We start from the raw sequence: 10,393 nt of genomic DNA, 5'->3' as shown, positions 1-10,393 counted from the left end.
GCTAGAGGCTCCTAGTAGGAACGAGTCGCACTTGTACTGGTACTCGAATCATCAGAGATAATCCTTTTCGAGAAAGTTGTATGTCCCTAAGACCACCAAAAGCGTTGTTTCCTGCAATAACGCAGTGCCTTTACCCAAAAAGGCCAACAGATAATCCGAGCTAGGGAAATACCCAGAAGTGTTATCGCTTTGGGCTGTATGGTAAGCGCCAACTCTTAGTCGGATATTGGGTTATCCAAGCTGCGCGGTTTCAGCCCGCAGAAGTTGACAATTTCTGTTAAACCATCAAGTAACATTTGATTCTCTTCTTTGGTACGGACAGCCACTCGAAAATAGCGATCGCCCAACTCTGGAAAACTTAAACAATCTCTAATCAAAATTTTATGCCGTTTCAGTAATATTGTCTGTAACCAGTCAACGGACGTTTGTGAGTAAACTAATAAAAAGTTGGCTGCCCCCGGATATGGTTGTAACCCCGGTAACTCAGCCAACCCTTGGAATAACTGGGAACGAGCATCTGCCAACCAATCCCAAGTTAGCCGTTGAAATGCTTGGTCTTGTAAAACTGCTTGAGCTGCAGCAATAGCAAAAGTATTTACAGGCCAAGGATCTCGCCACTTTTGCCATTTCCGAAGGCGTTCAGGATGAGATATTGCATAACCCAAGCGTAGTCCAGGTAAACTATAGAATTTAGTCAAAGAACGTAAAATGACCAAATTCTCAAATTCTGTCACCAATGGCACTAAGCTTTCTAGTTGAGGCGGTGGTAAGAAGTCCATAAATGCTTCATCTACCACTACCAAACCGAACTTTTCTAAATAAGGAACAATTGCTTCAGCCTTAATCAAAATTCCCGTAGGATTATGAGGATTATTTAGAAGTAGTCCTTTATTCGTATCAGCTCCTATTTCCAACTGAGGTAATTGCGATCGCCCGATGATTAAGGGACATTCCACTACATTAGAAGTAAAAGTTTGCAGGGCACGTCGATAATCACCAAAAGCTGGCGTTACCAAATAAGTTGCCTCCAGCTTTGACAAATCTAGAGCTGCCCAAGTTAATAATTCAGCTGCACCATTGCCAGGTAAAACCCACTCTGGAGTCAGAGGAGGATGTACTAGACTCAGTACTCTCTTTAACTCATGATAATTGGGGTCTGGATAAGCTCTGAGTTTATCGATCTGAGTTTGAATGGCATGGATAGCCGAACCTGGTGGCCCTAGAGGATTAATACTGGCAGAAAAATCAAGAATAGCAGATATTGGACAACCTGCTATTGTGGCTGCCCAAGCTAAATTTCCTCCGTGTACTGGTTTAGTCAAAGCTGGATATGATTATTTACCGTTTTTGTCTGCAACTAACTCTTTGAAAGATTTACCTGCAGAAAAAGCAGGCACTGTAGTTTCAGGTATTTCCATTTTGTCACCTGTTTTGGGATTACGACCTTCCCTGGCTTTACGTTCTCTTGATTCAAATGAACCAAAGCCTACTAGGGTCACTTTATCCCCACTGGCCACAGCTTCCATAATAGCTTCTAGGGCTGCACTAAGTACAGCATCAGCTTGCTTTTTAGTGACATCAGCTTTTTTTGCAATTTCGTCAACTAATTCGCCTTTGTTCATTGAGATACTCCTTTTGAATTTGGACTGAATATTCTAGCAGGGTTTAGTTTGCAGCAAGTACATCTAAAGTTTAGGTAAGTAAGGTCTTGGGATACCATCGATAGGTTTTCCACTATTAAGCTTTTTGTGATTAACTTCAACCTTTTGTTTCTCCTACCAAAACCTCAGAACCTTTGACTGATAATGGTTTCCCATATCCTCTTGCCTATCATAAGCGTGAGTTTTAGGGATGGCATCAAGATTTTTTTGCTGAAAACCCCATAGAATCTAGCTTTCACTGGTTTATTCTAATCTGTGCTTGGGTAATATGGAGCGGTGAAACGTTTAATTTATGTAGATTTCTAGACTTCTTTAGTTTTTAATTATATTTTGGGCCGAAAAAAACTATTCTAGATTCGTTAAAGGACTTTTTTTCTAGATTTTCTTATTTTTGTGGTGCGTCAAATATTATTCATTTTATGAAGCACTACTTAGTTAAAATTTTTACCTTTAGCTATGGCTTGCTGATTAAATATCAAAGCATTTACTGATATTGGTTTTAGGCAATTTATGTCTGGAAAAAGTATGAGCTTTTCAGCAAGTGTAGGTTAAAAAAGTGAGGATTTTCACGCCCTGCACGCAGCCGAAAAATCACTCTGACTATTATGAATGGCCACTGACTCTGTAATTCCCATTCCTTCTATGTCCTAACTACTCCCTTTTTCCCCTCCTGGGAGGGGTTAGGGGTGGGTCCCTACTCCAGCAAAAATACTTTCCATACACAAACCCTAGCTAGTAATTAAAACTAAGACGATGAACTACCCCGCCGTGTAGACGTGCGGGGTTTGAGAAACCGCACCCGAAACATCTACATTTTGAGATTTTGTTAGCGAAGCTTTGCGCCAGCAATCGTTTCATCTGCCCCAGTTGCTTTCCTTCGGAATGCTCCGCAAACATCGAGCCCGTATGTTTACGGGTCGAATCAGTAGAGCTAGAACATCGACGACTAACGAGGTTAGTTCCTAACCCCGGCTGTTTATCCGCTGCTGTTTGCCACATTACCATGACCGAGCCTTGGTCTCTTGGTATTTCAAATCCACAATCATCACAAACATGGTAACGATTACTCAATTGCGCCCATTCCTTATGAACAGTTCCACATCGAGGACAACGTTGAGATGGCTTGACTTTTTTGGTATCTATTGTAATGTGCAAACCACCTTTAGCGAGGATTTTATATAGCGCCATTTGATTTAACGCTCCGAAACCCACATCTAATAAGGCACGGTTTAAGCCTGCTTTCTGTTTTTTGCGTTTACCTTTTTTGGCCTTGCGGGTCATACCTCTAACATTTAACTTTTCGGTCACAACGATGTCATAACAACTAGCAATTTCTGTTGTGACTTTGTGCTGCCAATCTTGTCTTACGGCTGACTGTTTGGCCTTGAGTTTCGAGATTTTTCTCTTCGCTTTTTTCCATCTACTTGATGCTTTTTGCTTACCTTTAATTGGTCGCTGCTTTCTTTTGAGTTGACGTGAAGCTTGCTTAATTTTTGGGGCAAACTCCCTATCAAATCTAGGATTACTGATTGAGTTGAACCCATACCCGTCATAGCAAGTCAATGCTGTTTTTGTTCCTAAGTCAAAAGCCACCATTGACTCATAATTCAGTGGAGACTTACTGCCAAACAATGGCTCAGGTTCCGAGGTCTTGATACTAAATGAAGCATACCACTCATCTTTATGAGGACGATAAACAATCGTACAAGTAGTAGGTTTTCCCCAATACTTAAACCTACCCCGCATTCTGAGTCTCATACCCAAGTCATTAAGTGTCACCCATCCACAGTTGACTGCATATTTTTGGCTACATTCAATCTGCACTTTAAAACCTTGCCTACCATCTGGATAAGTCCAACCGGAGTAATTCCCGATCGATTTGAATTTAGGGCGTTTCCTAATTCCTTTTAAAAAAGCATTATAAGGTCGGGTAAGATTCAGGAGTCGCCTCCATCCCCTCCCCTTAGAACCGTGCGTGACAATTTCCCATCACACGGCTCAGGCGTTACTTCGAGCTAGTTTCTTGGATTTTGAACTGTGAACCTGCTTATGGCACGCTCTGTGCAAGTGGATTAGATTCTCGGTGTCGTCCGAGCCACCGTCTTTTACAGGTATTATGTGGTGGGTTTCGATTTCTTCTCCGTTGTAGAGGCTATCCCCACAGATAGGACACTTATGTTCTTGCATCTTGGCTACTCGCTCATACTTAGAGCCTTTTGCCCATTTTTGTTTCCCTATCTTGAGACTTCTTTCTTGCCAATACTCACGGAGTGAGGGGTCATCGGGACTGGCAGCCCCCTTAACTTTGACGTGACGCACAATTGGAGTAGAAGCGATGTTATAGAGAACGTACTGTTTCTCTTTTCCACCGCGTCCTTCTCCGTAACACATGAACGTCCAGTGATTCCTTTTGTATGAACCGAAGTATTTATCTTTTACCCACTTTGTACTTTTGTTTGGGTGTCGCCGACAACACCAACGCCAGAGGTATTTCCACACTCTATTTTGAGTGTAGCTGAAGGTTTCTTTGCTCACCACCCCTCGGTAGTAGTTGGCAAAACCTCGGAGAATCGGGTTCAGGACTCGTATTACTTCTTCTTGCTTCGCTCCCTTCATATTCATAATGACTTGCCCTACTTTTTTACAAAAGGCTAATACCTTTTGCTTGGAAGGTTTAATCAATAGTTTGCCATTATAATGGCGTAGGTTAAAGCCAAGGAAGTCAAATCCCTCTTCCATGCTCAATATCTTTGTCTTCTCCTCGCTGATTTCCAGACCTCTTTGAGACATCCATTGCTTTATCAGGATTAGCACTGCCTCAAGTGATTCCTTGTCCTTGGCGGTAACTACAAAGTCATCCGCATACCTGATGATGCCTAGCTTTGGGTTAATTGATTTAATAAATTGTTCTAACCCGTGCAGTCCAATGTTTGCTAACAGTGGACTTATAACACCGCCCTGTGGAGTGCCTGTTTCAGTAGGGTTATACGTTCCCTTATCCAGATACCCTGCTTTTAACCATCCTTCTATTAGGTCTCCACGTGGTACTGACTCAACAGCTTTCAGGATGGATTCATGAGCAATATTGTCAAAGAACCCTTTAATATCTGCGTCTAGAACCCACTTATCAAATGTTCTTCCATCGCTACTATCTCCTTTAAGTCGGAGGAAGCATTGCCCAATGGCATCTTGACACGCTCTACCCTGTCTAAACCCGTAGGAGTTAGGCTCAAACACGGCTTCCCATTCGGGTTCCAGTATATTCTTAACCATTGCTTGTGCGACTCTATCCTTCACGGTGGGAATGCCGAGAGGACGTTTCTTCCCGTTTGATTTGGGTATGTACACACGCCGTGTCGGGCTGCTCTTGGGCATTTCCCAACTGTTCACAAGTTTCACTCGCTCGTCTGATGTGTTTATTACCTCCTTGTCCACACCTGCGGTTTGCTTTCCTTGATTGATTTGAGTGATTTGTCGCACTGATAGAAGCAAGTTGGCTCCGCTTCGTAACAACAGCTTCTGAAGTCGGCGTAACTTCTTCCACTGGCCAAGTTTTCTAGCACGAAAGATACGCATTCTTAAGTTCTTGACAGCCTTTTTAACCTTACGCCAGTTAATCTGACTCCAGTCTTCTAGCTGTCCCCTTAGTCCATTTGTCAAAGCAGGCTCTGACATCTAACTTCTCCTTGGGTTCATTACCCTTAAATGTTTTTCTTTCGTATAACACCGAGAACAAGTGGGCTTTCCTTTCGGTCAAGGGCAAATCTTGAACCCTTATCTGACTCATTACAAGCCAGCATTTGCTTTTTGTTCCTTCCTTTACCCGACAAGGGATTGTGTCTTCGTTACCTCTGACCTACTGCCAGTTCGACCTCTAACAGACCTTGTAGGGCTTACTCTGTTGTGTCGTTTGAATCTTGCCAGACGGTTAGGATGGCTGACTCTTCTGCGGTAGGGATTGTGTTTCCAACGTTGTTACGAACTTAGAGCGTAACAACCACCTACTCACCATTTTGGTTATAGCCTGTCAGGAGTCATTTGGCTATTTCGTGTATGACGCAGTTTAATCATCAGCTTAGACTATGTTCATCCTTTCGTTTCTTCCCCCTTGCTCCTAACCAGTTGACCCTACTGGCATCGGCTACGTTTGGGGCGTGCATCCCACTGGCTTCATTACTTACTACCAGCGTCGCCACTCTCCCTAATAGGAGAGCTTTCCATGAGAGACAGGAGTGGAAATCCCTGTAGGGACTGGGTGTCCCCATTTTCAAACGACCAGTTCAGGTCGCACCATTATCAACACGCTTGACTGTTGCCTGTAGCGCAGTCAGATTGAGTTGCTGGTAATCTGGCCACTGCTGCCTAAAACCAGGTAATGCGTTTTGTTGAGTAAAGTAATCTATACTTCTTCGCGTTTTTCTCCACTCAAAACGTCTATGAGCAACACAAGCGTTATACAAAAGTTGGTGTAGCTTTCTGGCTAAAAATAGTTTTTCTTTCTGTACTTTTGTCGGGTACAGTCGAAAAGTCAATCTTCTATTGGCCATAGTGACTATCACCTCCTTTAATTTTTGAGTCGCTAAAATTATATTCACATATTAGTTTAGCATCAAAAGTTAGCTCTTAAAACGAGAAGCCCACACTATAGTGCGAGCTTAGTGTGGGAGATGTCACCGTGGTCTTGGCTGACCCCTTTCCATCATTTGCAAAGCATCTGGACTAGGATTAAATCGATAACCCCAAGAAGAGCGATCGCCATCATCCAGTATTTGAGGTGTCAGTAGTATAATTGTCTCTGCTCGTTGATTTTCATTTTGACTACTGCGGAAGAGAGAACCAATTATTGGTAAATCTCCCAAAATAGGTACCTTATTTATTGTTGTTCTTTCTTGCTCTTGAATAACGCCAGAAATAATTAGAGTTTGTCCATCCCGCAGACGAATTCTACCAGATTCTACCCGACGCCTGGCGACTTCTGTACCAAATTCACTGACATTATTAGCATCCGTTGGTATCCTATCCGAAATAAAGCTGACATCTGGATTTACTGTTAGAGTGACAAAGCCATTATCGTCTATTCTCTCCACCTGTATAGCTAGGGTCAAACCTACATCTTCAAATTGAATACTTCTAGTTTCTCGAAACCCATTTCCCTCAATTGAAAAATTACTGTCAATACTTCTGATAATATTTTCTACAAGTCTGACACTAGCAATCTCCCCTTCTTGAACGACTAAAGTTGGATCGGTAAGAATTTTAGCATTACCACTGTCAATAGTAGCCCTTAATTGACCAAGAAATCGCCTTGGGTACAAAATTTGGGGGAACAAGCCAAATTCTGCCTCTCCTAGTTCTACCTCCAATATTCCATCGTCATCAACATCTACCTCTGATGGTTCATAATCTGTAATCCCAACTCTTGTCGGTTCACCTGTGGTGGGAGCTATTGGCCTGAGGAAAGTACCTCTACCTTGATTGACGTTAGGAATACCTGTAAATGGAACGTCAAATGTACGTTGGCTATCAAAGAATGGGTCGTTTCCAGAAAGTGGGTTACCAGTGACAGGGCGGGAAAGAGGAAAACTACCATCCTGATCTGTTTGACGAGCAGGTTGGAGACTGCCAAAATTCAGAGATGCTGCTCCATTATCGTTAATAAAGAAACTGTCATTAACCCCGAAGGAGAAACTACTATTAAAGTTTTCCTCTGCTGCTAAATTAATATCTATAACCTTTACGTTTACAGCTACTTGCCTTTGTCGTAAATCTAGTTGTACCAGTTGGGCTGCGGCAATCTCTACTTGTTGTGGTGGCCCTACTAAAGTCACGCTATTAAGTCGGCTATCAGTTACTACCTGTAAACCTTTTAATAATGAGGGAGAATTTTGGGGGTCGTAACGTAGTGGCTGAATAACTGTTCTTTCAATAGTTTCTGTATTTGTAATTGCCTGATTAGTTCCAGGAATATTAACCGTATTCACCTGAGTTACTGGCCGACTTGTAACAATAGCACTTTCAGCTCCCATACTAACTAAGAAACCTGCAGCAGCTTGGGCTGTAACTTGGTTTAAGCGGAAAGAACGGACTACAACATTTCTGGCTTCTGTGGGTAATTCTTGCCCCACAAATACTGTATTCCCTACTCGGTTGGCCTGCAAACCACTGAGACGCAGAACATAGTTAAAAACATCTTGAACGGACTCATTTTCAATATCTAGGGAAATATTCGGCCCAGTTTCTTCTTCTCCACCTGAACTGAAGGCTACATTCAACCCGGCAGCTCTAGCTAATAAAGCTAAAACATCTCTCACTGGAGCATCTCGCAAGACTAAACGAGGTATTCTTTCTTGTGTGCCTAAATCTATAACTTCTACTGAGGGATTAATATTGGATATTGCTATGTCACCTACTGGTGGTGCTACTGCTCGTGGTTGAAAGGGAGGGACTTCGCTGGGGGATGGTTGTCCTGGTAAGGTGGGGAAACCATCTCCTGTTAGTTCAGAATCAGGTAATAATACCTTTGATTTTTGGGCTGTAGTTGTTTCTCTTGGAGATACTACAGTAGGTTCCGGTTCTACAGGTGGGGGGGCAGGTTCAGATTCTTCTGAGGGTGGGGGAAAGCTATTAGGTTTAGGTGTAGATGCTTGAGCTACTTCTCCTGAACCTGCTGCAGCGCTCAGAACAATTCCTCGGCCCCCCCCTTGAATAATCCTGCCTCTGGGAGGGCTTTCTGTTCCTTGGATGACTACCCGCACACTGTTGGCATCTACCTGCATTACTTCTACATATTTTATGCCTGGTGCTGGACTATCTTTCCGAAATTTATTGCCTTCAGGTATGCTTAGTTGAGCATTGATGATGTCTGCAACGTAAGAGTTATCTCTATTTACTGAGAAAACTTCGGGGCGATCGCCATTATTTGTCACTAGGACGATGTTCATGCCCCCTTCTACTGAACTTAACTGAACTTGGGTGATTTGTGTAACTGCAAAGGCTGGTGTCTGGGCGATGATTACCGCAGCCACCCCGCTTAACAGTCCACTACTAATTGAAATTTGCTGTTTCACTGTTCTCACTCCACACTAGGCGATGATTGGGAAAATATTGTTGACATCTCCAGGGGTTTAAACACCCTGAATTCTGTGTAAAAAAACACCGCAAAAGGGAAAAGTCCACTTTTGCTTCTAGCCTGTCAAAAGACTTCTAGACTCCTCGAGGTAGATAATAATCTACCTGTGAGCTGACTTTCAGGGCAGATTTTTACCGAAAAGCGACGTTGAAAGCCCCCCGTGTTTTAACCGGGGGATGAAAACAAGCGAGTCGTTTAGACTAGACAACTTTAGTTGTCCTATGCTATTTTCTTAATATACAAATGTTTAGACAAAAGTAAGCAGAAGGCTAGGGTTAAACTTAAGCCGACTGTATAGGGGCACTTTGACTTGTCCCCAAAGAGTGTATCTTTGGTCAGCTAAGAAAAAACGAAGCAACAAGGATTTATCGGTGTTGCGTAGTATCAACTTAGAATCCCCTCGGCAACAGCTACGGGGAGTAGTCAATTCGGGTTGAAATCTGCTTGTGGTTATTCAAGCAGGGGACAAATCCGCCTAGCTAACTCTCTACCATCGTTATTTTATGTATTTGGCTAGAGTATAGGGCTTTATCTACAGCTTTGGAAGTGTTACCTTTCAAATTTTTCTTTTTTCTACTTTCCGAAAAATTCTGGTCTAAAGCCTCCCCCTTTTAAGCTATCCCTTATGAATAACTCCTGAAAGCCTTGTGGGGAGAAGGGGAGAAGGGATTGGGGGAGAAGGGAGAAAGAATCATAGTAGATCAGAAAAACTACTTATGGCTTGCTGAAAAAGTCTTTTTGCTAGAGTAGGAGACAGGAGACAGGAGACAGGAGTCAAGGGGAACGGGGAATTATAGAGGAGATAGTAGGAAGAATCGTCCCTTGATTTTTTGCCCAATTCTTGACCAAAATCTTAAATTTTTGAACCATTACTATCTAAAACCTCGCACCTTTTGATACTTAAAAAGGCTAAAACCTTTATCGGCAAATACTTTTATATTTATTCAGCAAACCCTACTTAACTTATCAAAAAAAATGTACTTTTTAATACACTTTTTCTCTGACAAAAACCTTTTAAAAACTTATACATAACTTGTCTATTTTGTCAAGTTTTATGTTAATTTAAAGATGTTTATAAAGCATAGCCTTTTAAGGAGATAAAAAGCGGTCGTTAGCGTAGCTTCCTGTAGGGTGGGATGACTCCGAAACCTGCGCCATATCGATGATACCAAGAGAAAGAGAATATTCCAGATTTCAATCCCAATGCTTTAGCTAGAGGTAATAATTAATTATTAGAGCTTGCTGATTAAATCTAAAAGTATTGACAGATAAAGACTTTAGCCTTTTTGGGTTAGAAAAAAGTGTGCCTGTTTCAGGCTAAAACGCTCAAAAAGTTAGTATTTTAGGCGCATCATTGGGCAGAAAAATCATTCTTACAAAACTTAGCTCCTACCTCTTCTAAATTCCTATTTCTCCTGTCTCCTGTCTCCTACCCCAGCAAAAAGACTTTCCATACGCAAACCCTAATTAGGGCTTGCTGATTAAATCTAAAAGTATTTACAGATAAAGATTTTAGCCTTTTTGGGGTCTAAAAAAGTGCCTGGTATCATGTCTAAAACCCTCAAAAAGTTAGTATTTTAGGCTCATAGTTAGGCAGAAAAAT

General features: G+C 42.1%; 6 protein-coding genes. All 6 read right to left on the bottom strand.

Annotated features, from left to right (window positions below):
• Positions 1-215: 215 nt before the first annotated feature.
• The 6 genes from cobD to F6K54_RS31665 all read right to left on the bottom strand — a co-directional run bounded on the left by cobD (position 216) and on the right by F6K54_RS31665 (position 8,728).
• Positions 216-1,322, bottom strand: a complete 1,107-nt coding sequence (cobD, locus tag F6K54_RS31690; protein ID WP_293086834.1) for a threonine-phosphate decarboxylase CobD — start codon at positions 1,320-1,322, stop codon at positions 216-218.
• Positions 1,323-1,334: 12 nt separating this feature from the next.
• Positions 1,335-1,622 (bottom strand): HU family DNA-binding protein, encoded by a 288-nt coding sequence (locus tag F6K54_RS31685; protein WP_094671573.1) that lies wholly within the window; start codon positions 1,620-1,622, stop codon positions 1,335-1,337.
• A 771-nt stretch (positions 1,623-2,393) separates the two neighbouring features.
• Entirely contained in the window at positions 2,394-3,602 is a 1,209-nt protein-coding gene (locus F6K54_RS31680; RefSeq protein WP_293086837.1) for a transposase, read from the bottom strand.
• A gap of 57 nt (positions 3,603-3,659) precedes the next feature.
• Positions 3,660-5,336, bottom strand: coding sequence for a group II intron reverse transcriptase/maturase (ltrA, locus tag F6K54_RS31675; RefSeq protein WP_293086831.1), 1,677 nt, complete (start codon positions 5,334-5,336; stop codon positions 3,660-3,662).
• Between the two features lie 605 nt (positions 5,337-5,941).
• Positions 5,942-6,208 (bottom strand): hypothetical protein, encoded by a 267-nt coding sequence (locus F6K54_RS31670; RefSeq protein WP_293086829.1) that lies wholly within the window; start codon positions 6,206-6,208, stop codon positions 5,942-5,944.
• Positions 6,209-6,331: 123 nt separating this feature from the next.
• Positions 6,332-8,728, bottom strand: a complete 2,397-nt coding sequence (locus F6K54_RS31665; RefSeq protein WP_293086826.1) for a type IV pilus secretin family protein — start codon at positions 8,726-8,728, stop codon at positions 6,332-6,334.
• Positions 8,729-10,393 lie beyond the last annotated feature (1,665 nt).

Source organism: Okeania sp. SIO3B5, from assembly GCF_010692555.1.
GTDB lineage: Bacteria > Cyanobacteriota > Cyanobacteriia > Cyanobacteriales > Microcoleaceae > Okeania.
This window is presented reverse-complemented; position numbering and strand designations above follow the sequence as displayed.

What these genes read in the sequence shown, in the direction of transcription:
- ltrA (WP_293086831.1), bottom strand. Translation starts at nt 5,336, where the DNA reads ATGTCAGAGCCTGCTTTGACAAATGGACTAAGGGGACAGCTAGAAGAC.
- F6K54_RS31670 (WP_293086829.1), bottom strand. Translation starts at nt 6,208, where the DNA reads ATGGCCAATAGAAGATTGACTTTTCGACTGTACCCGACAAAAGTACAG.
- F6K54_RS31685 (WP_094671573.1), bottom strand. Translation starts at nt 1,622, where the DNA reads ATGAACAAAGGCGAATTAGTTGACGAAATTGCAAAAAAAGCTGATGTC.